The sequence below is a fragment of the Enterococcus sp. S53 genome (assembly GCF_016516865.1).
GTDB classification, from domain to species: domain Bacteria; phylum Bacillota; class Bacilli; order Lactobacillales; family Enterococcaceae; genus Enterococcus_D; species Enterococcus_D innesii.
The window spans coordinates 59375-83675 of the sequence record NZ_JACVUH010000009.1 but is presented as its reverse complement, the minus strand read 5'-3'; the positions used below and the strand labels follow the sequence as shown (position 1 = coordinate 83675).

24 protein-coding genes and 1 other annotated feature are annotated in these 24301 nt (G+C 44.1%); of the genes, 17 read left to right on the top strand and 7 right to left on the bottom strand.

Annotation, left to right across the window (positions count from 1 at the left end; translation table 11 throughout):
- The first annotated feature begins 1 nt into the window (after position 1).
- The 5 genes from IAE45_RS12165 (at position 2) to IAE45_RS12145 (ending at position 3710) form a co-directional block, all read left to right on the top strand.
- Entirely contained in the window at positions 2-379 is a 378-nt protein-coding gene (locus tag IAE45_RS12165; RefSeq protein WP_005233612.1) for an arsenate reductase family protein, read from the top strand.
- On the top strand, positions 361-699 hold the full coding sequence (locus IAE45_RS12160; protein WP_010749086.1) for a glycine cleavage system protein H: 339 nt from the start codon (positions 361-363) through the stop codon (positions 697-699). Before IAE45_RS12165 ends, IAE45_RS12160 begins: the two co-directional genes overlap by 19 nt.
- Before the next feature lie 77 nt (positions 700-776).
- Positions 777-1026: a binding site (T-box leader), on the top strand.
- Between the two features lie 71 nt (positions 1027-1097).
- The gene (locus tag IAE45_RS12155; RefSeq protein ID WP_077452289.1) at positions 1098-2132 is read left to right on the top strand and encodes a methionine ABC transporter ATP-binding protein; all 1035 of its coding nucleotides are present in this window, start codon (positions 1098-1100) and stop codon (positions 2130-2132) included.
- Positions 2125-2811, top strand: coding sequence for a methionine ABC transporter permease (locus IAE45_RS12150; protein ID WP_060791558.1), 687 nt, complete (start codon positions 2125-2127; stop codon positions 2809-2811). Before IAE45_RS12155 ends, IAE45_RS12150 begins: the two co-directional genes overlap by 8 nt.
- 44 nt (positions 2812-2855) lie before the next feature.
- Positions 2856-3710 (top strand): MetQ/NlpA family ABC transporter substrate-binding protein, encoded by an 855-nt coding sequence (locus tag IAE45_RS12145; RefSeq protein ID WP_077452288.1) that lies wholly within the window; start codon positions 2856-2858, stop codon positions 3708-3710.
- 38 nt (positions 3711-3748) lie between these two features.
- Here IAE45_RS12145 and IAE45_RS12140 read toward each other — a convergent pair whose 3' ends face one another.
- The 3 genes from IAE45_RS12140 to IAE45_RS12130 all read right to left on the bottom strand — a co-directional run bounded on the left by IAE45_RS12140 (position 3749) and on the right by IAE45_RS12130 (position 6292).
- On the bottom strand, positions 3749-4801 hold the full coding sequence (locus IAE45_RS12140) for a helix-turn-helix domain-containing protein (protein WP_200126457.1): 1053 nt from the start codon (positions 4799-4801) through the stop codon (positions 3749-3751).
- A 241-nt stretch (positions 4802-5042) separates the two neighbouring features.
- A complete protein-coding gene (locus IAE45_RS12135; RefSeq protein WP_200126455.1) occupies positions 5043-5360 on the bottom strand; it encodes a DUF960 domain-containing protein in 318 nt (105 codons plus the stop codon).
- Between the two features lie 317 nt (positions 5361-5677).
- Entirely contained in the window at positions 5678-6292 is a 615-nt protein-coding gene (locus IAE45_RS12130) for a 50S ribosomal protein L25/general stress protein Ctc (protein ID WP_005227923.1), read from the bottom strand.
- Positions 6293-6592: 300 nt separating this feature from the next.
- Here IAE45_RS12130 and IAE45_RS12125 point away from each other — a divergent pair, with 300 nt between their 5' ends.
- From IAE45_RS12125 to udk, 3 genes are all read left to right on the top strand, one after another.
- Positions 6593-7309 (top strand): 16S rRNA pseudouridine(516) synthase, encoded by a 717-nt coding sequence (locus IAE45_RS12125; protein WP_194195234.1) that lies wholly within the window; start codon positions 6593-6595, stop codon positions 7307-7309.
- A 14-nt stretch (positions 7310-7323) separates the two neighbouring features.
- On the top strand, positions 7324-8007 hold the full coding sequence (locus IAE45_RS12120; protein ID WP_194195233.1) for a YjjG family noncanonical pyrimidine nucleotidase: 684 nt from the start codon (positions 7324-7326) through the stop codon (positions 8005-8007).
- Positions 8008-8090: 83 nt separating this feature from the next.
- On the top strand, positions 8091-8714 hold the full coding sequence (gene udk, locus IAE45_RS12115) for a uridine kinase (protein WP_005227927.1): 624 nt from the start codon (positions 8091-8093) through the stop codon (positions 8712-8714).
- Positions 8715-9061: 347 nt separating this feature from the next.
- On the opposite strand, the gene IAE45_RS12110 is transcribed toward udk, so the two are convergent.
- The 3 genes from IAE45_RS12110 to IAE45_RS12100 are packed head-to-tail and all read right to left on the bottom strand — an operon-like array spanning position 9062 to position 11543.
- Positions 9062-9535, bottom strand: coding sequence for a GNAT family N-acetyltransferase (locus tag IAE45_RS12110; RefSeq protein WP_200126453.1), 474 nt, complete (start codon positions 9533-9535; stop codon positions 9062-9064).
- A 13-nt stretch (positions 9536-9548) separates the two neighbouring features.
- Positions 9549-10865 carry a sensor histidine kinase gene (locus IAE45_RS12105; protein ID WP_140965377.1) on the bottom strand — a complete coding sequence of 439 codons (1317 nt, stop codon included), beginning with the start codon at positions 10863-10865 and terminating at the stop codon, positions 9549-9551.
- A 3-nt stretch (positions 10866-10868) separates the two neighbouring features.
- Positions 10869-11543, bottom strand: a complete 675-nt coding sequence (locus IAE45_RS12100) for a response regulator transcription factor (protein ID WP_077452283.1) — start codon at positions 11541-11543, stop codon at positions 10869-10871.
- Positions 11544-11674: 131 nt separating this feature from the next.
- On the opposite strand from IAE45_RS12100, the gene IAE45_RS12095 reads away from it, so the two are divergent.
- The 6 genes from IAE45_RS12095 (at position 11675) to IAE45_RS12070 (ending at position 17877) form a co-directional block, all read left to right on the top strand.
- Positions 11675-12397, top strand: coding sequence for a polyphosphate polymerase domain-containing protein (locus IAE45_RS12095; RefSeq protein ID WP_077452282.1), 723 nt, complete (start codon positions 11675-11677; stop codon positions 12395-12397).
- On the top strand, positions 12387-13064 hold the full coding sequence (locus tag IAE45_RS12090) for a DUF4956 domain-containing protein (protein WP_077452281.1): 678 nt from the start codon (positions 12387-12389) through the stop codon (positions 13062-13064). Before IAE45_RS12095 ends, IAE45_RS12090 begins: the two co-directional genes overlap by 11 nt.
- A 15-nt stretch (positions 13065-13079) precedes the next feature.
- The gene (locus IAE45_RS12085; RefSeq protein ID WP_086291638.1) at positions 13080-14936 is read left to right on the top strand and encodes a carbohydrate-binding domain-containing protein; all 1857 of its coding nucleotides are present in this window, start codon (positions 13080-13082) and stop codon (positions 14934-14936) included.
- A gap of 170 nt (positions 14937-15106) precedes the next feature.
- Positions 15107-16591 (top strand): ABC transporter permease, encoded by a 1485-nt coding sequence (locus IAE45_RS12080; RefSeq protein ID WP_077452279.1) that lies wholly within the window; start codon positions 15107-15109, stop codon positions 16589-16591.
- Between the two features lie 10 nt (positions 16592-16601).
- Positions 16602-17267 carry an ABC transporter ATP-binding protein gene (locus tag IAE45_RS12075; protein WP_081117782.1) on the top strand — a complete coding sequence of 222 codons (666 nt, stop codon included), beginning with the start codon at positions 16602-16604 and terminating at the stop codon, positions 17265-17267.
- 157 nt (positions 17268-17424) lie between these two features.
- Positions 17425-17877: a YaiI/YqxD family protein gene (locus IAE45_RS12070; protein WP_015510428.1), complete on the top strand. Its 453-nt coding sequence runs from the start codon at positions 17425-17427 to the stop codon at positions 17875-17877.
- A gap of 52 nt (positions 17878-17929) precedes the next feature.
- Here the strand turns inward: IAE45_RS12070 and IAE45_RS12065 are convergent, their stop codons facing one another.
- On the bottom strand, positions 17930-19672 hold the full coding sequence (locus IAE45_RS12065; protein WP_200126451.1) for an ABC1 kinase family protein: 1743 nt from the start codon (positions 19670-19672) through the stop codon (positions 17930-17932).
- Between the two features lie 182 nt (positions 19673-19854).
- On the opposite strand from IAE45_RS12065, the gene IAE45_RS12060 reads away from it, so the two are divergent.
- The 3 genes from IAE45_RS12060 to cshA all read left to right on the top strand — a co-directional run bounded on the left by IAE45_RS12060 (position 19855) and on the right by cshA (position 24202).
- The gene (locus tag IAE45_RS12060; protein WP_061053332.1) at positions 19855-20949 is read left to right on the top strand and encodes a D-alanine--D-alanine ligase; all 1095 of its coding nucleotides are present in this window, start codon (positions 19855-19857) and stop codon (positions 20947-20949) included.
- Between the two features lie 86 nt (positions 20950-21035).
- Entirely contained in the window at positions 21036-22385 is a 1350-nt protein-coding gene (locus IAE45_RS12055; RefSeq protein WP_200126449.1) for a UDP-N-acetylmuramoyl-tripeptide--D-alanyl-D-alanine ligase, read from the top strand.
- A 290-nt stretch (positions 22386-22675) separates the two neighbouring features.
- Positions 22676-24202 carry a degradosome RNA helicase CshA gene (gene cshA / locus IAE45_RS12050; protein ID WP_200126446.1) on the top strand — a complete coding sequence of 509 codons (1527 nt, stop codon included), beginning with the start codon at positions 22676-22678 and terminating at the stop codon, positions 24200-24202.
- The last annotated feature ends 99 nt before the right edge of the window (positions 24203-24301 follow it).

Below are 24301 nucleotides of genomic sequence, written 5' to 3'. Positions count from 1 at the left end.
CATGATTACATTTTATTGGTACCCAAAATGCAGTACATGCCGAAATGCGAAGCGTTGGTTAGAAGAGCACGAGATTCCCTTTGAAGCGATCGATATGGTGACCACACCGCCTCAACCGGAACAATTGCTGGCTTGGATCCAATCAAGCGAAGCACCGTTAACCCGTTTCTTTAACACAAGCGGCATGAAATACCGTGAATTGCAATTAAAAGAAAAAGTGCCGACCATGACTGCCCAAGACGCAGCCGACGTGCTGGCAACCGATGGTATGTTGATCAAGCGCCCACTGCTAGTTAGCGGCGACCGCTTTTTGATTAATGGATTTAAAGAAAATGAATATGAAGGAGTCTTACTAGAATCATGGAAAAGAAATGCTTAAGAAAAAAAGATAATTTGTGGGTTTTGTTTAACGGGAAAGAATATTGTGTCGGTTTAACAAAAGAAGCGCAAGAAGAACTTGGTGCGGTCACGTTTGCTTCGATTCAAAAAGCAGGAACTGCTTTAAAACAAGGAGAGACCCTTGTTGAGCTAGAAGCGGAAAAAGCAGTCAGTGAATTTCCAAGTCCATTGACGGGCGTGATTTCTTCCGTAAATGAAAAAATCGATCAATCCATTGATACCTTAAATGATGAAGACGAAATGAATGCTTGGCTGGTCAGCTTCAAAGAGGTTGACCCAAGTCAATTTGAAGCTTTGTAAGTCAAATCTGTAAAAACGACTATTTTTTCAAAAAGAATTGACAGTCGGATAAGACGTTGCTATAATTTGCTCAATAAATGAATGCTTTGAAAAGAAGAGTACATGTTCTTAACGTACACAGAGAGCCCTGTTTGGTGCAAATGGGCAACGGAGAGAGGATGGAAGATGGTCTTTGAGCATGAGAGGTGAGTGGAAACAAGCCTATCACGGGAGGCACCCGTTACAGTGCAGCAGTATGCGAAGCAATTCAAGTACTGAGCGAGGCTGTTGATGTGAATCGACAGTAAATCAAGGTGGTAACGCGGAAGTTGTGCTTTCGTCCTTTGTAACAGTATAATGTACAGAGGATGAAAGCTTTTTTTGTGTTTAACCAACCAAAGAGGAAAGATGGGAATAACATGGCATTAATCGAATTGTCGCATGTAAAAAAGTCATTCGGCAAAAAGCAAACGGCTGTCCATGCCGTCAATGATGTTTCACTGCAAGTGGAAAAAGGCGATATCTATGGAATCGTTGGCTACTCTGGTGCTGGGAAAAGTACATTAGTTCGTTTGTTGAACGGCTTAGAATTGCCGACAGCAGGAGATGTAGTCATTAACGGTCAAAATATTTTGGCATTGAAAAACAAAGAATTGAGAAACTTCCGCAAAAAAATCGGCATGATTTTTCAGCACTTTAATCTATTATGGTCTCGAACGGTGGCGGAGAACATCGAATTGCCATTGGAGTTGGCTGGCGTTGAAAAAGCAAAACGCCGGCAACGAGCGCAAGAGCTGATCAAGTTAGTTGGGTTGGAAGGACGGGAAACTGCCTATCCGGCACAATTGTCTGGCGGACAAAAGCAAAGAGTCGGGATTGCTCGTGCATTAGCGAATGAACCAGAAATTTTGCTGTGTGATGAAGCAACGAGTGCGTTAGATCCACAAACAACAGAAGAAGTGTTGGATCTCTTGCTTTCCATCAATAAAAAATTGCATTTGACGATCGTGCTGATTACCCATGAAATGAACGTCATTCGCAAAATCTGCAACAAAGTCGCGGTGATGGAGCATGGGCAGATCGTTGAAGAAGGATCAGTACAATCGGTTTTCCGTAACCCACAGCAAGAAGTGACCAAACGTTTTGTTCAGCAAGATTTGGAACCAGAAGAAGATGTCGAAGAACTACGGCAAGCCTTCTTACGAGAAAATCCGCAAGGGCATTTAGTGACCTTGACATTCACGCAAGATAACGCCAATGAACCAGTCATTTCACAAGCAATTCGCCGCTTCCAGATCGATGTCAATGTCGTTTATGGAAAGATCCAACAAACCAATGAAGGATCCTTTGGCGGCTTGACGGTCTTATTGACAGGTGAAGCAAATGAGATCGAAAAAGCGATCACCTTTTTCAAAGAGCAGCAAGTAGGCGTGGAGGTGATTGAACGTGGATAAGTCATTTGTAGAAACCTATTTTAATTTTGAAAAAGTCGATTGGGCCAACATGCAGCAAGCAACCCTAGACACCTTGTTTATGACTTTCTTCTCCATGGTTTTAGTGGTTGTGATCGGTTTGCTTCTAGGATTGGCGCTTTATTCACTAGGGCGTAAACAAACGGCGGGAGCCAACATTTTCTACAATGTGGTTTCCATCATCAGTAACGCCTTTCGCTCAACACCATTCATGATTTTAATGGTTTTGATCATTCCCTTTACAACGTTATTAGTCGGTTCGTTCCTAGGGGCAAAAGCAGCGATCCCAGCATTAGTATTATCGGCAGCACCGTTTTATGCTCGGATGGTGGAAATTGCTTTTCGTGAAGTCAATCCCGGTGTGATTGAAGCAGCAGAAGCGATGGGCGCTAGTTACTGGGAGATCATTTATAAGATCGTGATCCCAGAAAGTGTTCCGGCATTGATTTCAGGACTGACAGTCACAACGATCTCAATGATTGGTTATACCGCCATGGCAGGCGCGATCGGTGCCGGTGGGCTAGGCGCTTTGGCTTGGCAAGAAGGATTTCAACGTGGAAATTACACTGTTACCCTTGTCGCAACAGTGATTATTTTAATTATCGTTTTCATTATCCAAGGGGTCGGCGATTTCCTTGCGAAGGCCACCGACAAACGGTAAATGAAACGAAGAACAAAAAGTGGAAAATATGGGAGGAAATGGATATGAAAAAGATTTTTGGTATTGCAACAACGTTATTATTAACTGCCGCTTTAGCTGCTTGCGGAACGGGCTCAAATTCAGGAAGCTCTGACTCATCTGCGGCTGAGGGAGAATCAACAAAATTAGTGATCGGTGCATCAGTTACCCCTCATGCGGAAATTTTAGAACAAGCCAAACCTTTACTAGCAGAAGAAGGCATTGACCTTGAAATCAAAACCTTCGATGATTATGTGTTGCCAAACAAAGCATTGGAAAATGGTGATATCGATGCCAATTACTTCCAACACATTCCTTATCTAAACAAACAAATCGCAGACAATGGCTATGACTTTGTCAATGCCGGTGCGATCCATATCGAGCCAATGGGTCTTTACTCAAAACGAATCTCTGATATTTCGGAACTAGAAGATGGTGCAACGGTTCTTACCTCCACTTCTGAGTCTGACTGGGGTCGTATCCTAACGATTTTACAAGATGCTGACTTGATCACCTTAAAAGACGGCGTTGATACAGAAACGGCAACCTTTGATGATATTGCTGAAAATCCGAAAAACTTAGAATTTAAACATGACGTCGATCCATCTCTTTTGGCGACTGCTTATCAAAACGACGAAGCAGACCTAATTGCCATCAATGCGAACTTCGCCTTCGGAATCGATTTGAATCCAGCGGATGATTCTGTTTTGTTAGAAGCGGATAATTCTCCTTATGTCAACGTGATCGCTGTCCGCAGTGGTGATGAAGATAGCGACAAAATCAAGAAATTGATCGAAGTGTTGCATTCAGACGAAATCAAAGACTTTGTTGAAAAACAATGGCAAGGTTCAGTGAAAATCGTTGATGCTGACGCACAATAATTTACTGACAGTAAAATGATTTTAAAAAGAGCGTACCGCTATTCAAGCGGGCGCTCTTTTTGTTGGGGAAAGGCAATGATCGGTTGGAAAAAAGAGAGCTCTTGCCAAATGCATTCATAAAGCAAGGGAAGCTCAGGGTGCTTCTTTAAAAGTTTTTCGTAATGGGGAAGCTGTGTCAATAAAGCCTGGACCAAACGTCGGGAACGTTCAGATAAGCGAGGGTTTAGTGGCGGATAGACAAATAAATTGCCTTCCAACAATGCCCCCAGCAGATGGGTTTGAAAAATTTTCGGCAAAAGAACCTCTAACGGCTGTTGGAGCGGATGCTCCAACAAAATCGGCGTGATGATTCGTCGCAAAAGGAAGGCTTCTTCTGTTGGCACATAGAAAGGTTCCAGTGTTAGCAGCTGTTTCCATAAAAATAAGTAGCTGCGTTCACCAACTAAATAAAAACGTGGCACAAAACATGTTGGATAAATTTGCTGAGTAAACGGGGCGGGGGTGCTAGGATAAAAAGCCTTTGCTCGTAACTGATGGATCTTCTTCAGTTCTTGAAACGCTTGTTTTGGGGAAAGCGTTGGGTTTGCTAAGAGGGTAAGGCGAAAAAGCAAATAGCGCAGTTGTCGTTCATTGCCAGTAATCAAAGGATAGCTGCGGCGATCGATAGCTAGTTGATAAGGTGCTAAAAAGCTGGAAAAGGCTGAAAAGCGCCGATGCAAACTGGATGGGCTAAGATAATAGCGTTTGTAGAGATCTGCAAAGGAAATAGTCGGCATTTTTAACAAGAGCAAGAGCAGCTGATAATTCACGCTTTTGTTGAACAGTGCAGCAATCATTTCTGTATGGGACAGGGAGTGGCCGGTTGATGGCTGCTGCAAACGATGGTTTGCGCGAATATGTCCTTGTTCTACATCATAGTGGAAGGAAAGATCCTCGTTTAAATAGCTTGATAACAGTCGACGGATCGTTTTGACAGAGAGATTTTGGGCGGCAGCAGCTTTACTCAAGGGGAGGGGATTTTCGGTTAAGAGTGTTGTGGACAGTCGCAGCATTTGCATAATATCTTTTTCAAGAATATTTTTCAACATCATGCACCTCTTTCAGCTGAATTTTACAACTGTCCTTATTATAAGGGAAATTCACTCGTTATTTTAATGCACAAAAAATAGTCAATAAAACGTAATAAAAAACGAGGTTTTTGTCGAGCATTTATTTGAAATTGCTGCTAGATAAAATTAAATGAGAGGAGGGATGCAAAAAAAACCACCTTCTAAAACAAAAAGGGTGGTTTTTTATATAGGTATCGTTATAAAAAATCAATATGAATGGACGTTAACGGGTCTCACTAGGCAATAAAATCGTTTGCCGTTGCCCATCGTCATATACATAGACTTTTTGGGGATACAGGTCGGAATACCGGTACGGTAGATCAACACCAAGTTCGATTTGACTTTGGGCTTGAGAAAAAAGCAGGGTGACACGACCATGATTGTTTTGGACTTCAAAGGTGAGCAGATTTGTCAACGAAATAAACCCTTTTAAATCAAGATCAATGATTAACCATATACTATCGATCAGTTCGCTAGGTAGTGTTTGAACAATACCGCCAGAAGCGTAACGACTGCGGTGATCATCAAATGTTTCAAACATAATAAACCCCTCCTTCAAGTAGGCTTGCCATTAACATCAAATTTGTCTATTTATCATAATGAAGAACCGTCAAAAATGCAACTACTTCTGCTTTTCTTTTTGGTCAGCGACGCATTTTAAATATTCTCTTAAAAATTTGTTGGGATGGTTGGACAAAGTTTTCCAATGACGCCTTTCAGCGGAAAATAGCCAGTTGCAGCGCACTAGCCCTTCGTAAGAATGAAAAAGACTCTTAAAGGGGAAGCCCTTCAAGAGTCTTACATTTCTTAGAACTGTCTGTTGATTGAAGACGCGATTATAAGAATGTCGGTCTATGATTATTCTTCGTCTTCACCGATAACTGCTGGCTCAGCAGCTTCGCCGGCTTCTTCATCTTCAGAGATTTCTTGTGGTTCAGTAACCGCAACGATTTGTTCTTCTGGATCGGTCACGATCGTGTACTCGTCGTTCTTAGGCAGATCAGCCACTGTTAATGAATCACCGATCTCTAATGACGTTACATCGATCTCAACACGTTCCGGCAATTTGTCTGGTGTTGCTGATACAACGACTGTATACAAGTTTTGTGCTAGAACACCACCAGCTTTGACACCAGCAGATTCGCCAATCAAGGTTACTTCTGCTTCTACTTCGGTTTCTTCATTCATATCGACAGATAGGAATTCAACGTGGGTTAAATTGCGTGTGAAGGTATCTGATTGATACTCTTTGATCAGTGTATTGACTTTTTTACCTTCTAAACTGATCGTAATAACGGTATTCAATCCATTTTCACGCAAGATCTTTTCTAATTCTGCTGCATTGACAGCAATCGGTGTGCTTTCTACTTTGTACCCATTGACAATTGCAGGTACTTTTCCTTCGTGACGCAACTTGTTCCGTAAAGAACGTGGGCGAACTTCTCTTTTCGTAACTTCTAATGATACTGACATAACTCAATTCCTCCTAAAATTTTCTCGTTAATAACGAGATTTTTTAAGCAAATTTTGTTAACTCTGCACATTAAGTGGTACGTGAGTGAAAACACGCAAAAGGGCAGTTGTGTACACAACTGCCCCAGAAAGTTTTGGTTCAACTTTTCTCCACCAGGTCATAACGCTGTGTATGAGAAACTATATTTACTTTACTCTTTAACCTTACGCAAAAAGACAAAGAAAGTCAAATCATATGAAATCCCAGCAGTTTCCTTTCGCTAGATCCTGAGCTATAATAGCCACTATGGAGAAGAACTTATGCGTTTAGATAAAGTGATCGAGCAACAATTGAATACTTCTCGGAAAGAGATGAAGCGGTTGTTCCAGCAAGGAAAGGTCCTTGTGGATCAAAGGATTGAGCGAAGACCCGAGCGCAATGTCGACAGTGCCTTGCATCAAGTCATGGTTGCGGGGCGGCAGCTGGAAACACAGGAACGCTATTATATCGTCAATAAGCCCAATGGTGTCGTTACAGCCAATCTGGATCAACAGCACCAGACAGTGATCGATTTGATTGCACCAAAGGATCAACATCCGGATCTTTATGCCGTGGGGCGGCTGGATCGGGACACGGAAGGATTGGTATTGGTAACAACGAATGGTCAGTTAGGCTATGACTTGCTGCATCCATCCAAAAAAGTGACCAAGCGGTATGAAGTGGTGGTCAATGACTTGGTGACCCCTGAGGATGTGGCGGCATTTGCCGCAGGGATCACCTTTCATGGCGGTGTCACCTGCAAACCAGCTGACTTAACGATCATCGATGCCCGAGCGGATCATTCCTTTGTTTCGTTAGAAATTGCTGAAGGCAAGTTCCATCAAGTGAAAAAGATGTTTTTAGCCCGAAGGAAAAAAGTCATTCAGCTGAAACGAACAGCGATGGGTTCGCTGGTTCTACCAGATGATTTAGCAGTGGGCAGTTATCGCTCGCTGACGCAAGAAGAATTAAAAGGACTGGCGGCGCATTTCCGCTGAGAAAGAGGGAGAAAATGAAGTACAAAACATTATTATTTGATGTCGATGACACGATCCTCGACTTTCAAGATACCGAAGATCAAGCCTTAAAAGCACTGTTTGAAGCTCATGGCTTGAAAATGACTTCAGAGCGCAAACAAAGCTATCAAACCATCAATCATGATTTGTGGCAGCAGTTTGAGCAAGGAAAAATTACGAGAGACCAAGTCATCAATGAGCGTTTCGGTTTGTTTTTTGAAACGCAAGGCATTCAGGTCGATAGCCCAGCAGTTGAATTGGCCTATCGGGAATTTCTAAATGAAGGACATAAACTGTTAGACAACAGTGATGAGGTCTTAGCGGAGTTAGCGCAACATTTTGACCTATACGTGGTGACGAACGGGGTTTCTGAAACCCAATATCGCCGCTTGGAAGATGCCAAATTAAAGCCCTATTTCCGTGATATCTTTGTTTCAGAAGATACGGGTTATCAAAAACCAATGAAAGAATATTTTGACTACGTGTTTGCTCGCATACCAAACGTAAAAAAACAAGAAACAGTTATCATTGGCGATTCACTGACTTCAGATATCTTAGGCGGACAATTGGCAGGGATCGACACGATTTGGTTCAATCCAAAGAAAAAAAACAGTGGTGAGATTCAGCCTACTTATGAGATCGAACGTTTGCAGCAATTACTTCCTTTATTACAGCACTGATTCTACAGAAACAGTAGTAATTTGCCGAATTTTCGCTATAATAGAACCAGTGTGAATTTTTTAAGATGAAAGAGGTTAATTGAATGACGAATGGCAAGCCCATTATTATTGGTGTGACAGGTGGATCAGGTAGTGGAAAAACAAGCGTGAGTCGGGCGATCTTTAATCATTTCCCCAACCATTCTATTATGATGCTTGAACAAGACTCCTACTATAAAGACCAAAGTGATCTGAGCTTTGAAGAACGGTTGAACACCAACTATGACCATCCTTTTGCATTTGATACTGATTTGTTGATCGATCACTTGCAGCAGCTGCTTGCATATCAAACGATCGAAAAACCTGTCTATGATTATGTCGCTCATACTCGCAGCGAAGCAACGATCATTCAAGAACCCAAAGAAGTCATTATCTTGGAAGGGATCTTGATTTTAGAAGATGAGCGATTACGTAATTTAATGGATATTAAACTTTATGTTGATACAGACGATGATATTCGGATTATTCGCCGAATCAAACGTGATATGGAAGAACGTGGCCGGACGTTGGATTCTGTGATCGAACAATACTTGACGGTCGTAAAACCAATGTATCATCAATTCATCGAACCGACAAAACGGTATGCTGATGTCATCGTACCAGAAGGCGGCGAAAACCACGTAGCCATCGATTTGATTACGACCAAAGTAGCGACCTTCTTATCCTAAGTTTTTTTAACCGTCGATGGGAATGTTTCTATTGAAAAGTAACCATTGATTCATGAAAAACTGCTGATAAGCACTCTTTCTCGAGAAATGCGTATCAGCAGTTTTTGATTTTATAAAAAAACAGTAGTATTCCGACTAATTTTATGGTAAAGTAATCCTCATGCGACGAGTCGAGAAGGTCTAGCATTAGCTGACCAGATTGATAGCAGAGGCACACCGCGTAAGCAACCTACCGGATTTGTAGGGTGTCGGAATATTCCTTTTGTGGAGATAGGGTATTCTACTAGCAATAGTACTGTGAGTGAAGAAAGCTGTGAACATTTTTGTTCACAGCTTTTTTTGTTTATTTAAGTGAGGGAACAGCGATAAATGGTGGAAGATTCTCCCCAAGGATGGTAACCAGTGCCAATCGGTTCAAAAGCAAACTTCTCATAAAAAGTAGAAAGATCCGTACATAGATACAGAGAATCAAAACCAGCTCCAGCAGCACGTTGCTTGGCTGTTTCGATCAAAAGGCGGGCACCGCCTTGGCCACGCCACAAAGGGTCCACATACAAGGCGCAAAGCCAAGGGGTCAAATCCATCCGACTGATGAAGTCGTTGGGGATCAAGCCGCCGCAGCCGATGATTTGATAACGTCCGTCTGCTGCGATTTCTTCGTTGACCAGCAGCAGCCATTGCGGCAAAGGATTTGCTGAAAAACTATGGGTCAGGCTATCCTCATAAACCATGAGGGAGTTGGGGCTAGCCCACTGATTTTGGAAGTAACGAATGGCTTCTGCTAAGTATTCAGGTTGTTCTTTAAGGGTGATGACCTGCATTTGTTTTTCTCCTTTATCCTTCTTTAGGTAAGCGAATCTGAAAAATAACCCCTCGTGGCTGCAAATCTTTGACCTGGATTTGTCCTTTGTGCTCTTCGACGATTTGCTTGGCGATTGCTAAGCCTAAACCATAGCCGCCGGTCTCCTTGGAGCGGGAACGATCCTCGCGGTAGAAGCGGTCAAAGATGCGAGCTTTCTCTTCATCGGAAATAGTTGGGCCAGTATTTTTGACCTCGAGCAGCCATTGCTTGTTAGAAATCTCCGATAAGAGCGTAATTTTATCACCGCTGCTGGTATATTTTAAGGCATTATCTAGGAGAATCACGAGGACTTGATGAATTTTCTTTTGGTCAAAGCAAGCGGTCGTTTTGGCAAAATTTTCGACAATAAAATGTTTTTGATCCAATTCGGCAATTTCTTTGAAAGGTTTGACTAAGTCATCGATAAACGGAGCTAATTCGACGGTTTCTTTCGTTAACAGCAGTTGATTGGAATCACTGCGGGCGATCGTCAGCAGGTCCGCCGTTAAACCAGTCAGCCGCCGGGTTTCCGCTAACGCTTGGGCAATGCTTTCAGATTCTTCAATGATCGTATGATTGGGCTTGGTAAACAGGCGCTCCAGACTGTTTTGAATGATCGTCAATGGTGTGCGCAGCTCGTGAGAAGCATTTTCGACAAATTCTTGTTGTTTCTTCCACGAGGCTAAAATCGGGCGCATGTTCAAGCTGGAAAGCAAGTAGCTGATCCCGATCGAGAGAATCCAGAAAAAAATCATCGATAAAATCAAGATGGTTTGGAAATTGTTCATGGCATTTTTGATTTGATTGGTGTTCGCTAAGACTTGGATATAGCCGACCCCGGCGTCATTGGTTGGGGCTTTAGTGGTGATTGAGCGAAACAAAAGGGTTTCTTCTTCCTCTGACAAGGACTGATCCACCACTGAAAAAGACGTGATACTGTCTAAGTGGCTCGTATCTAAAGATAGACTTGCCAATTGTGAAAAACGTCCGCCTAAGGTCTGTTTGTTTAAAATCTCGCCGTCCTCAGACCAGAGGATCAACTGGGTATTGAAGCGATTGGTCCCAGGGATCTTTGGCATGGCACTATCCGGCGGCAATACCTCTAGATTGGATTGCGAAGCGCTGATCTCTGCTTGGATCAAGCGGGTATCTTTGACTGCTTGTTCCAAAGAAATGTCGGTTTGTCGATAAGCCGATTGGTTGAATAATTGGAGGACGATGGTTCCTAAAAGTAAGAAAACCAAGGCAAAGGCACTGACATTTAGGAGAAAAGAGTGCAGTCGTTGTCTCTTAGTGCGTTCTTTGTTCATAGACTAGGCTCCTTGCATGATATAGCCGACATTTCGCAACGTGCGGATCTCTTTGTCGATTCCTGTCTGGCGCAAGTGTTTTCGCAGATTGCTCATGTAGACTTCGACGACAGTTAGGGTCGTTTCTGAATCAAATCCCCAGATGCGATCAAAAATCTGTTCCTTGGTCAAAATAATGTTTCTATTTTGTAGAAAATAAAGCAGTAGCTCAAATTCTTTCCCTTGAATCGGTAAAAGCTCTCCTTGGTAGCTGACCTCGTTGGTGCCAAGGTTACAGAGCAATCCATTATATTCCAGTGTATTTTCATTGAACAAACCTAAGGAGCGTTTTAGTAACGCTTTGATCCGCATCAATAACTCTTCCCGATAAAAAGGCTTAGTCAAATAATCATCAGCCCCTTTTTGAAAGCCGGTTACTTTGTCTTCTAAGCCGTCTTTAGCGGTCAAAATCAGGACGGGTGTTTGGAGTCCTTTTTTTCGCAATGCTGAAAGCACCTCATAGCCGTTCATCTCAGGCATCATCAAGTCAAGAATAATCAAGTCATAGATCCCCGTTTCTGCCTCGTACAAGCCTTCGCTGCCATCATATGCTTGAGTGACTTCACCGATTTCGCTGATGATTTCTTTCATATTTTCAGATAATGTTTTGTCATCTTCGATTACTAATAATTTAATCATGTTCCCACCTCTTTAAGGATAAGAATAGCACGAATAGCATAAAAAATGCTTAAAAAAACTGTTTTGTCTTAAGCTGCATTTAAGATAGCTGCCGTAAATTCAGTGCATGGATTTCAAGGGAGGAACATTTTATGAAATTAAAAAAAGTCTTTCAAAGAAAAGAGACGAAATATCTATTAACTAAGGAGCAATTTCCAGCATTTCTTGGCGAGTTGCAGCAAAAAATGGCGATCGATGAATATGGGCAACACACGATTATGTCCTTGTATTACGATACCCAGGATTACCGCTTTATTCGTCATTCGATGGACAAACCGAAATACAAAGAAAAATTTCGGGTCCGTAGCTATGGGGTACCGACAGAACAACAGTTGATTTTTTTAGAGATCAAAAAGAAAGTCAGTGGCGTGGTCTACAAACGCCGCGTTCCGATGCCCTATGCTGACTATTGCCGTTGGATGCAAACGGGGGTCTTGCCGTCAATGGAGGAAGCCCCGCAAATCGCCGCGGAGATCCACTGGTTATTTAAGAAAAACCCGGACCTACTGCCGAAAGTCTTGATTGCCTATGATCGCCTGTCGCTGTTTGTTGATGATGATAGTGAATTTCGCGTGACGTTCGATCAAAACATTCGCTTTCGCACCTGTGATCTCATGTTAGGTTCTGGCAGTGACGGTGCGCTAGTCGCACCGGAAGTCGGAGTGTTGATGGAAGTCAAAGCCCTCGGCTCTTATCCAATATGGTTTGTGGAACTACTGAACAAATACAGTGTGCGCAAAGGCAGCTTTTCAAAGTATGCCCAAACCTATCAACGGCATTTATTCAAGAAGGAGGAACGGTTACATGTTATCTAGTCTATTTTCTGGCGATACGAGCACCCTTGAATGGAGTAGCTTATTGATCTGTATCGCCGCCTCATTGCTTTTAGGGTTATTAGTGGCAGCGATCCATATGATCCGCAATGTCTATACGAAAAACTTCGTCATTACCTTGGCAGTCTTACCGATTCTCGTTCAATCGGTGATCATGCTAGTCAACGGCAATCTTGGCACAGGGGTGGCGATCTTAGGCGCTTTCAGTTTGATTCGTTTCCGCTCGGTTCCCGGGGGTTCTAGAGAGATCACCAGCGTCTTTTGGTCGATGGGGATCGGTCTGGCAACTGGGATGGGGTATGTCGGCTATGTGGTCATTTTTTCCATTATCGTGGCGCTTTTCTTGACCCTTTTATATACGGTGCCCTTTGGCGATCGACAAGCTACGAGTGAACGGGAACTGAAGGTCACGATTCCGGAAGATTTGGATTATCCGCAATTATTCGATGATCTCTTTGAAAAATATACGCATTCTGCCAAACTGACATCGGTTCGAACGACGACGATGGGAAGCTTGTATGAATTGCGCTATCAGTTGCTGTTAAAAGACCAAGCGCAAGAAAAGCAAATCATTGATGAAGTTCGGGTTCGTAATGGCAATTTACCTGTTGTTTTAGGCAAGCTCACCGCTAACCGCGATGAGCTGTAGAAGGAGGAACCTTTTATGAAAAAACTCATTTATCCACTCTTGCTCTCATCACTGCTCTTAGGCGCTTGCGGGCAAACCGATAGTACTAGCACGAGCAGCAGTTCCAGTTCCGCAGCAGCTGTTTCTGGTTCGGCCGCAGTGACCAACGTTTCAACGACCCTTGATGATTCTGTGGACTATTACGGTAGTTACGAAGAAGAAGATGTTGATGCTTCCTACGATGAGGCAACTGCTACGCAACTTGAATTGAATGGCAGCGACACGACGGCTGTTGATGGCGTTTCAGTGGAAGACCAAACCGTGACGATCACCCAAGCCGGCACCTATGTCGTCAGCGGGTCGTTAAGTAATGGGCAACTGGTTGTCAACGTCAACAAAGAAGAAAAAGTCCATCTGATCTTTGCAGGTGTCACGATCACCAATGAAGACGGGGCGGCCGTCGTCATCGAACAAGCAGAAAAAGTCATCACGACCTTAGCCAGTGATACGACGAATACTCTGACGGATGGCAGCAGCTACACCTTGGCTGAAGGCGAGACAGAACCAGATGCTGCCTTTTATAGTAAAGAAGATTTGTCCATCAATGGCGATGGGACGCTGGTGATCACAGGAAATTACAGCAACGGACTGCGCAGCAAAGATGATTTGGTTTTAGCAGGTGGTACGATTGAAATCACAGCGAAAAACAACGCCATCAAAGGAAAAGATTCCGTATCGATCTTGGCGGGGAACTACACACTGAACACCACTGAAGGAGATGGTATCCAAGCGAATAATACGGAAGATGAGGAAAAAGGCTACGTTGCGATCGATGGTGGTACTTTTTCGATCCAAAGTGGTCGTGACGGGATTCAAGCAGAAACAAATTTAAGCGTACAATCAGCTGATATTACGATCAAAACGGCTGATGGGGCACAAAGTCAGTCGCTAGTGACGGATGAAAGTTACAAAGGATTGAAAGCTGGCGGTGTGATGACCATCACCAGTGGTACCTTTGCGATCGATAGTGCGGATGATAGCTTGCATGCCAATGATACGATCAACATTGCAGGTGGCACGATCACTGCCAGCAGTGGCGATGATGGGATCCACGCCGACAATGAATTGACGATCTCCGACGGAACGATTTCTATCGAAGAATCCTATGAGGGCTTAGAAGCAAGTGTAATCACGATTGCAGGTGGCACGACACACGTCGTGGCTAGCGATGACGGGATCAATGCCGGTGGTGGCAGTGATACGGATGAAACAACGGGACAATTTGGTCAAGACAGTTTTGGCGGCGGCCCTGGCGGTGGCGATACCGCGGATGACAGTAAACAGATCACGATCACTGGTGGAACGTTGGTCATTGATGCCGAAGGGGATGGCCTGGATAGTAATGGCAATGTCACCATGAGTGATGGCGTCGTCATCGTAAATGGTCCAACGACCGGAGGTAATGGTGCTTTGGACTATAACGGCACATTTGAACTCACCGGCGGCGTCTTGTTAGCGGCAGGCACGACCGATATGGCCATGAACGTTAGCGGTGGTAGTCAACAGTCGATCGGAATCAGTTTCGATCAAACCCAATCAGCAGAGACCCTAGTGACCTTAAAGGATAGTCAAGGACAGACGATCTTGTCTTATGCACCAAGCAAAAGCTACCAACACGTGGTTCTTTCTAGCCCAGATTTGACCGATAGCAGCTATACATTGGTCAGTGGGGGAACAAATGATGCACAAGCAGTCTCCGGTTATTATGCTGGCGGAACCCTTAGTGATGGGACAGAATTAGGAACATTGTCCGTCACGGATACGATCGCTAACTTGACCCAATCAGGTGCAACGGCGACAACCAATCAGATGGGCGGTGGTTTTGGTCGTTAGTTGAAGTTTCACCAATCATCACCAAATGTTTATCAAAAAAATCAACAGATCGCAGGAAGCAGCTGCGGTCTGTTTCTACGATTCAAAAAATCAGGAGATGGTTTAAGTTCAATTTAAGCTAGGATCCTTATAGTCGAAAGACAATAAATAGCTATTCAGGAGGAACAAAGATGAATTTTTTGAAACGAGGTCTTCAAAGTTTATGGGCGAAAAAAGGCCGGAGCCTGTTGCTGATCGCTGTATTTTCTGCAATCTTGATTTTTGTATTGGCGGGTTTGACGATTCGCAGTGCAGCGCTAGTAGCGACTGAAAATGCTCAGAAAAGTGTCGGCGCAACCGTGACGTTGCAAGCCAACCGTGAGCAGGCTTTTCAGCAAAGAAGTTCTTCATCTGACAGCGATGACCAGAGCACACGTCCAGATCCAGGGAGTTTTCAATCGACACCCGTAGCGATCACAGATGCCCAAGCAATCGCTGATTTAGACGGGGTTGCTTCATATAGTTTTGAAGTCAGTACCTCCGCTGATGCCGTCAGCGGGATCGAACCGATCTCTAGCAGTGACTCCTCGACAGAGTCAGAAGCAACCGATAGCAGCGAGTCGGGGCAAATGGGCGGTATGCCAGGAGGTATGCCTGGTGGGAGTATGAGTACAGGTGATTTCCAAATCACTGGCGTATCAACCAGTGCGGCGTATACGACTTTTTCGGAAGGAACAGCGACCATCACGGATGGGGAAGGCATTACTTCTGAGGATGAAGGTACGAACCAAGTCCTGATCGAATCCTCACTAGCTGAAGCGAATGATTTGGCGGTCGGAGATACGTTTTCGATCACTGATGCAGAGGACAATGAAGTAGAAGTGACTATCAAAGGGATCTATGAAACGAGTGAAGTTGGCAACAGCATGAGCCAAATGTTTAACTTTCTCAACCCAGCCAACACGATCTTTGCTTCTTATACCCTTGCCAATACGTTGAGCGGCAATGAGGACACCATTGATTCGGCAACTTATACCTTGAGTGATCCGTCTGAAATGACAGCATTCGTGGAAGAAGCAGAAGGGTTGATCGATACAGAAACCTACAGCATCCAAACCAACGATCAAATGTATCAATCGATGCTGACACCGTTGAATAATGTTGCTAGCTTTGCAAAAAATATTATTGTCTTAGTTGCTGCTGCCGGTATCATTATTTTGACGTTGATCGTGATGATGTCGATTCGGGAACGTCGCTATGAGATTGGCGTATTGCTCTCTTTAGGTGAGTCACGGGCCAAAGTGATTCTACAATTTTTCACAGAGATTTTTGTCTGTATGGTGTTTGCTTTAGGGATTGCGGCCGCTAGCGGCAATCTTGTCGGTAATGCTGTCGGAGAGCAATTATTGGCGCAACAAACGGAGACGACGACTGACCAAGCAGCCACTGAAAACGCTGGTCCTGGAGGCGGGGAGATGCCGCAAATGGGCGGCAATCGTGGTGGTTCTTTCCCATCCTTCACCCAATCAGCAGAAGTGGAGTCCTTAGAAATCACCGTTTCCCCTCAACAAATTGGTCTATTGGCATTACTCGGTCTAGGGATCAGTTTTGGCTCGATCTTACTCTCTTCCGCGGGCATTTTGCGGTTGAATCCGAAAAAAATCTTGGTTTCTTAGGAGGAACGACATGACATTACGAACAGAACAATTAGGCTATTGGTATCAAAGCGAAGCAGAAGCGCTGTTTCGTGGCGTTGATTTGACCTTTGAACCTGGCAAGATGTATGCGATCTTAGGTTCCAGCGGATCGGGGAAAACAACCTTCTTGTCGTTGATCACGGGCCTAGATACCCCGAAAGAAGGAAAGATCCTTTACAACGAAGAAACGTTAGCGAAAATCGGATTGCGGGAATATCGTCGCAAAGATGTTTCCATCGTGTTCCAAGCCTATAATCTACTGCCTTATATGTCGGCACTGGACAATGTGATCACAGCCATGGCGATCGCCAAGTCACAGCAAGCCGATAAAAAGGCCTATGCTTTAGCCAACTTAGCCAAAGTTGGCATCACAGAAGAGCTGGCACTGAAAAAAGTGACCCAATTATCGGGTGGGCAACAGCAGCGGGTCGCTATCGTTCGCGCGTTGTGCTGTGAGCATGAGCTGATCGTAGCCGATGAACCGACTGGAAACTTGGATGAAACGACCTCCAAAGAAATCGTTAAACTGTTTCAAGAAATTGCCCATGAGCAAAAAAAATGTATTATCTTAGTGACCCATGAACAAGAAGTAGCAAAGGCTTGCGATGTCGTTTATGAGCTGAAGGAACGAGCCTTTTCTAAAGTTGATAGGTGAGCTTAACTGCTCGTTAGTGAAAGAAAGATCGTCATTCTAGTTCCCTCATTGAGCAAGACTGAAATGAAAATACCGCAAAGTCTGCTTGCATCTTCTAGGTGCTCCTCTTACAATAGAAGTAATTGTAAACGAAGAAATTTGTGAGAGGAGCAAGCAGATGCGGCTTTTTATTGACGGCGACGGTTCGCCAGTGAAAAATGAAGTGATTGAACTGGCTCAGCAGTATCAGCTGCCGGTAGTGATCGTGACCAGTGTCGATCATTATACGACCAAAGATTATCCTGCCCACGTTCACTTTGTCTATGTCGACAAAGGCTCGGATCGCGCGGATTATGAAATCGTGAAGGAAATAGAACCCGGCGATTTTCTCGTCACCCAAGATTATGGCTTAGCCTCGTTGGTCTTGCCGAAAAAAGCGCGGGTTTTTCACCATAATGGCACAGAGTATTTGCCAGAAACGATCGATTTTTTACTCGGACAACGCTACTTAGGTGCGCAGATGCGTAAAGCAGGCAAGCGCACAAAAGGACCGAAGCCTTTTACGAAAGAGGATCGGGAAGCCTTCAAACGAATCTTTGAAAACGAATTGCGACAGACCCTTGCAAAATAAGCACCCTCAAGACCCAGCTTCTGCATGAAACACGGGAATTGAAGGTGCTTATTTATTTCTTACGAAAACGATCATAGAAGTATTTACCAACTAAAGCCACAATCGCGAAAAATGCCAAGGTATATCCGAAGATCCCCATCTGATGGACGAAAGCTCCTTGTTGCGGACTGGCCACCACCAATAAAGAAGAACCAAGGATGACCGCAGCTAGAATAATACCGATCACCAGTCGATTGACCATCTGATCAAAGCGGTCCAATAGCTGTTTTTGTTCGCGGATTTCTAGATTCAACCGGTGTTTACCAGTCGCAAACGTGTCTAAGACAGCCAAGGTCCGATCAGGAAGATGGCTAAGTGCCCGCAAGCTTTTTGCGGTTGCCAAGGCGCTTTTTTTCACCTCATCTTCAATACTCAGCTGCTGTAGGAAATATTTTTGTGCAAAGGGCTGAGTGACTTCCATCATTGACAATTCGGGGTCTAAAGCTTTGATTACACCTTCCAAGGTGCCAAAAGCCTTGATCAGCAAGGTGATGTCTCGATGCATCTGCAGTTGGTTATCATGGCAGATTGTGATGACTTCCGCCATCACTTTTTGCAAGTCGATATCCTTTAGCGGCATATTATAGTAATTTTCAACAAATTTTTGTAGGTCTTGGTAGAAGGCGACTTCGTCAAAGGAACTGCCGCTGCTGTTGCACAACCGTAAGACAGCTTTACCGACTTCTTGGGTGTCTTGGGTATAAAGAGCAATCAACGCATCGGCTAAACGGCTGCGTAAAGACTGATCCAAATGCCCCATCATCCCAAAGTCCAAGAAAATCACTTGGTAAGGCGGCATGACCGCTTCTTCTTGCCATTTCAACGAATAATCGACACCGCCAAGGACACCGACGCGCTGCTTGACCTGAAATGGTTTTGGTCGATTGGCTTGATCTGTGAAGACATGCAAGAACAGATTGCCAGGATGCGGATCAGCGTGAAAGAAGCCATCTTCAAAGACTTGCTTCATAAAGTTTTCGACTAATAGCGTGCCCACTTGTTTTTTCACGGCTTTCACGGACTGATTGTCATAAACGATGTCTTGATTGTTGCGGGTCAGCAAGCAATTCAAGCTTTCACCGGCCATGTAATCCATGACTAATACTTTTTGAGTACACCATTCGGGATAAACTTTAGGCAATGCCAACTGCGGGTCTTGGTGATTGTTGCGGTAGAATTCCTGTGCATTTTTCATCTCTTGCAAAAAATTCGTTTCATTGGCAAGGGATCGTCGGACTTCGCTTAGCACGCTTTTTAAATCCACTACATTGGCTTCTGGAATTGCGCGAACCAACGGCAGGGCTTTTTCAAAAAGATCGAGATCCACTTGGATCGCCGCAATGATCCCCGGATGCTGTACTTTGACGATCACTTCTTTGCCGCTGAGCAAGTTTGCTCGATGGGCTTGTCCGATGGAAGCTGAGGCGACTGGAATCTCATCAAAAGCGGAAAAAACTTCCGTTAACGGCTGCTGCAGTTCTGTTTCCAGCAGTGCTTTGACCTTGGGAAATGGATCGCTTTTGACATTGTCCTGCAGCTGCTTGAAGGCATCAACGAAAGTGCTGGAAAGCAGATCATTGCGGACCGAAAGCATCTGCCCGATTTTGATAAATGTTGGTCCTAATTCTTCAAACGCTTGCCGCACCATTTCGGGGTGCTGCTGTTTGCTGATATTTTGAACGACTTTGTATTTCAAAAAGACATGAACGATTTGTTTTAATCGTCCTTTTCTAGAAGGAGCGGTTTGTTCTGTCATAGGTCCCACCTCTTTAAACGTGCCGTGATATATTCATAGTACTGACAAAATCAAAAACATTCAACTAACGACTGTGTAAGCTTAAAGAAATTTCTGCAAGATTTAATGCCGGTTGGTCGATTTTGTGCTAAAATGTGGAAGACTTAGTTTGGTAGAATCAATGAATACAGGAGGAAATTCTTTTGAAAATCATTTTATTATACGGGGGACGCAGTGCAGAGCATGAGGTATCACTGTTATCCGCTTTTTCAGTTGTTAATGCTGTATATTATAATTACTACCAAGTTCAATTAGTAATGATCACCAAAGAAGGACGCTGGTTAAAAGGCCCATTATTGTCTGAGGCGCCAACGTCACCAGATACTTTGGCATTGACCAATGAAGAGACCAAAGGGGAAGAAATTTCACCTGGGGCAATCTATGAAGAAGACGCGATCGTCTTTCCTTTACTTCACGGACCAAATGGCGAAGACGGCACGATCCAAGGGTTTTTAGAAACCATAGGAATGCCTTATGTCGGAGCCGGTGTCTTGACTAGTGCCTGTGGGATGGACAAAATCATGACCAAGTACATCTTGCAAGCTGCGGGAATTCCGCAAGTTCCGTATGTACCAGTCTTGAAAAATGCGTGGAAAGAAAATCCGAAAAAGATTTTCGATCAATGCGAAGGCAGTCTCCTTTATCCGATGTTTGTCAAACCAGCCAACATGGGCTCAAGTGTCGGTATCTCGAAAGCCGAGAACCGCGAAGAACTGCAAAATGCGTTGCAAGAAGCGTATCGCTACGATACCCGAGCGATCGTTGAACAAGGAATCGAAGCTCGTGAGATCGAAGTCGCTGTTCTTGGAAACGAAGACGTGCGGACCACCATGCCGGGAGAAATCGTGAAAGATGTTGCCTTTTATGATTACAATTCCAAATACATTGACAACCGAATCGAGATGCAGATTCCTGCACAAATCCCCGAAGAAACACAAGCCAAAGCCCAAGAGTTTGCGAAAAAAGCCTATACAATGCTAGGCGGCAGCGGATTGAGCCGTTGTGATTTCTTTTTGACCAATAAAAATGAGCTCTTTTTAAATGAGCTGAACACGATGCCAGGGTTCACTGAATTTAGCATGTACCCACTGTTATGGGAGAAGACCGGCTTGCCTTATGGGGATTTGATTGAAGAATTGATCCAATTAGGGATGAATCGTTTCAACCAAAGACGTTCGTTCTTGACCAACGTAGAAGCAACCGAAACGGAAGCAGAAAACGAAAACGAAGCAGAATAAATAGCAGGAAGAAAGCCAGCTCAACTCAAGGAAAATACTTGAAGCGATCTTGTGCTTTCTTTTTTTGTAAAAAAGGAGCAAACCTGATGAATTTTACTGTAAAAGAAGCCGCTGCCGTATTTGGTCAGCAAATTGAAAATGAAACGCCACTTGCCTCTGTGGAATTCGACAGCCGTCTGATCAAAGAAAACAGTCTTTTTGTTCCCTTAGCGGGGACCCGTGATGGACATGAATTTGCCCAGCAAGCCAAAGACAATGGTGCGATCGCCACACTGTGGAGCCACCCTACGATCGAACCGCCGCAAGACATCCTTGTGATTCCTGTCACGGATACCGTCAAAGCGTTTCAACAATTGGCACGAGCGTATAAAGAAAAGCTTGCACCGAAAATCATCGGTATTACTGGAAGTAACGGGAAAACGACCACCAAAGATATGGTGGAAGCGGTCATGGCCCAAAAGTACCAGACCTATAAAACCCAAGGCAACCACAACAATGAATTAGGCGTGCCTTTGACTATCTTGCATGCACCAGAAGATACCCAAGTGTTGATTTTAGAAATGGGAATGGATCATGCAGGAGAAATCGAGGTCCTTTCGCGCTTAGCAGAACCTGATGCAGCGGCGATCACTTTGATTGGGGAAGCCCACATTGAAAATTTAGGATCCAGAGAAGGGATCGCCAAAGCCAAAATGGAGATCACCGCAGGATTGAAAAAAGACGGCTTCTTTATGATGCCGGCAGATGAACCATTGTTAGAGCCCTTTGTTCCTAATTTGACGCAAACCATTGAAACTTTTGGCTTAACTGAGGGAGACCTGCAAGGAGACATCGTAGAGGAATCGCAAGACCATACGATTTTTACGGTTGCAGGTACCACCTTTACCCTGCCGGTATTAGGCGGCTATAATGTCAAAAATGCCTTGATCGCGATTGGGTTAGGACGTCATTTTGGTGTAGCAGATGAAGCTATCAAGGAAGGCTTGGCGCATTTTCAATTAACGAAAAATCGGACCCAATGGGTGACTGCCGATAATGGGGCAGCGATTTTGAGTGATATTTACAATGCCAATCCGACTGCCATGGGTCTCGTATTGGATAGTTTCCGCAAATTGCCATTAGCAGGACGACGGATCGCCGTATTAGCAGATATGCTTGAATTAGGACCAGATTCTGCACAAATGCACGAGCAGATGGCCGAACACTTAGACGACTCGTTCCAACTAGTTTTTCTTTATGGCAAAGAAATGCAAGCATTGCAAAAACGACTAGCTCAGTCACCACTTGCTGATAAGGTGCGCTATTTTGCGACAGATGAAAAACCGCAACTGATCGCCTCCTTAAAGGAAACTTTAGAACCTTCCGACAGCTTGGTAATCAAAGGGAGCAATGGCATGGGCTTGAGCGAAGTCGTTGATGCACTAAAAGGAATGTAAAGGGGAGTTGAAATCTTGCTGAAACTTTCAAAACGTGTTATACTTATCTAACGCCGAAAGATGAAGCACAGAATGATTACTGTAAAAAACATTGACGTTTTGAGATAAAATGATGGCTGAGACAAACAACACTTGTTTTAGCCTTTTATAATGCCTTCGTGAAGCGGTTTTTCGGTACCGAGAGAAAGATAAGAGTAAATGGGACTACTCTTGTGTTTCTGAAGAACTAACCTACGCTTCGATGATAGAAAAACAGGCATCGAAAAGATGACCAGCCTAGGAGGATCCATTTGAAATTTAAAGATCTAGAATTATCCAACGAATTATTGACTTCTGTTGAGCGTGCCGGCTTTGAAGAAGCAACACCCATCCAAGAAGCAACGATTCCATTAGCCTTAGCAGGCAAAGACGTGATCGGTCAAGCACAGACCGGTACTGGTAAAACCGCCGCATTTGGTTTGCCAATGTTAGAAAAAATTGACCCAACGAACCATCAACTACAAGGATTAGTGATTGCCCCAACCCGTGAATTAGCGATCCAAACCCAAGAAGAATTGTACCGTCTTGGTAAAGACAAAAAAATTCGTGTACAAGCAGTTTACGGTGGAGCCGATATCGGCCGTCAAATCCGTCAACTAAAAGATCGTCCCCACATCGTAGTTGGTACACCAGGTCGTATGTTAGACCATATCAACCGCCACACCTTGAAATTAGGCACCGTTGAAACGCTTGTATTAGATGAAGCGGATGAAATGTTGAACATGGGCTTCTTGGAAGATATTGAAAAAATCATCAGCCAAGTTCCAGATGTTCGTCAAACGTTGCTATTTTCAGCAACAATGCCGCCAGCAATCAAAAATATCGGTGTGAAATTCATGAAAGAGCCTGAACATGTACAGATCAAAGCCAAAGAAATGACCGCTGATTTGATCGATCAATACTATGTTCGTTCAAAAGACTACGAAAAATTTGATATCATGACTCGCTTATTGGATGTGCAAACGCCAGAATTGACCATCGTTTTCGGTCGTACGAAACGTCGTGTCGATGAATTGGCGCGCGGCTTAGAAGCCCGCGGCTATAAAGCAGAAGGCATTCATGGAGACCTTTCTCAACAAAAACGAATGAGCGTTTTGCGTTCATTCAAGAGTGGTCAACTAGATATCTTAGTTGCCACAGACGTTGCAGCTCGTGGATTGGATATCTCTGGCGTGACACACGTATATAACTACGATATTCCTCAAGATCCTGAAAGCTATGTTCACCGGATTGGACGTACTGGCCGTGCTGGAAAAGGCGGAATGTCTGTGACTTTCGTTACACCAAACGAAATGAGCTATCTGCACGTCATTGAAAACTTAACGAAAAAACGGATGACACCAATGCGCCCACCGACCGAAAAAGAAGCATTCAAAGGTCAACTAGGTGCCGCAATCGAATCTGTTGAAACCAAATTGGATGAAAATGGTTTGGATAAATACTTGCAAGCAGCCGACGATCTATTAGAACGTTATTCTGCACAAGATTTAGCAGCATTGCTTCTAAAAACCATGGCGAAAGATCCTGCTGATTTAGCACCAGTCAAGATCACACCAGAGCGTCCATTGCCTCAAGGTAAAAAATCATTCAACAAAAATGGTCGTCGCAGCAATAACAGCAATGGCGGCAATCGTAACCGCAAAGAAAACGGTGGGAACCGAGGCGGCGGCAACGGTAATAAAGCCCGCGGCAACTATTCAAAAGATGGTGTCCGTAAAAACAATCGCCGCAGCAACGACAAAAAACGCGGTTTCGTTATCAGAAATAACCAAGACTAATTAAGTTTGTGGACCTTGTAAGGAAACTTGCAAGGTCTTTTTTTATATAAAAAACAAATGCCAGTGATTGAAAATCTTAATCTCCGTATAAACTCGTCA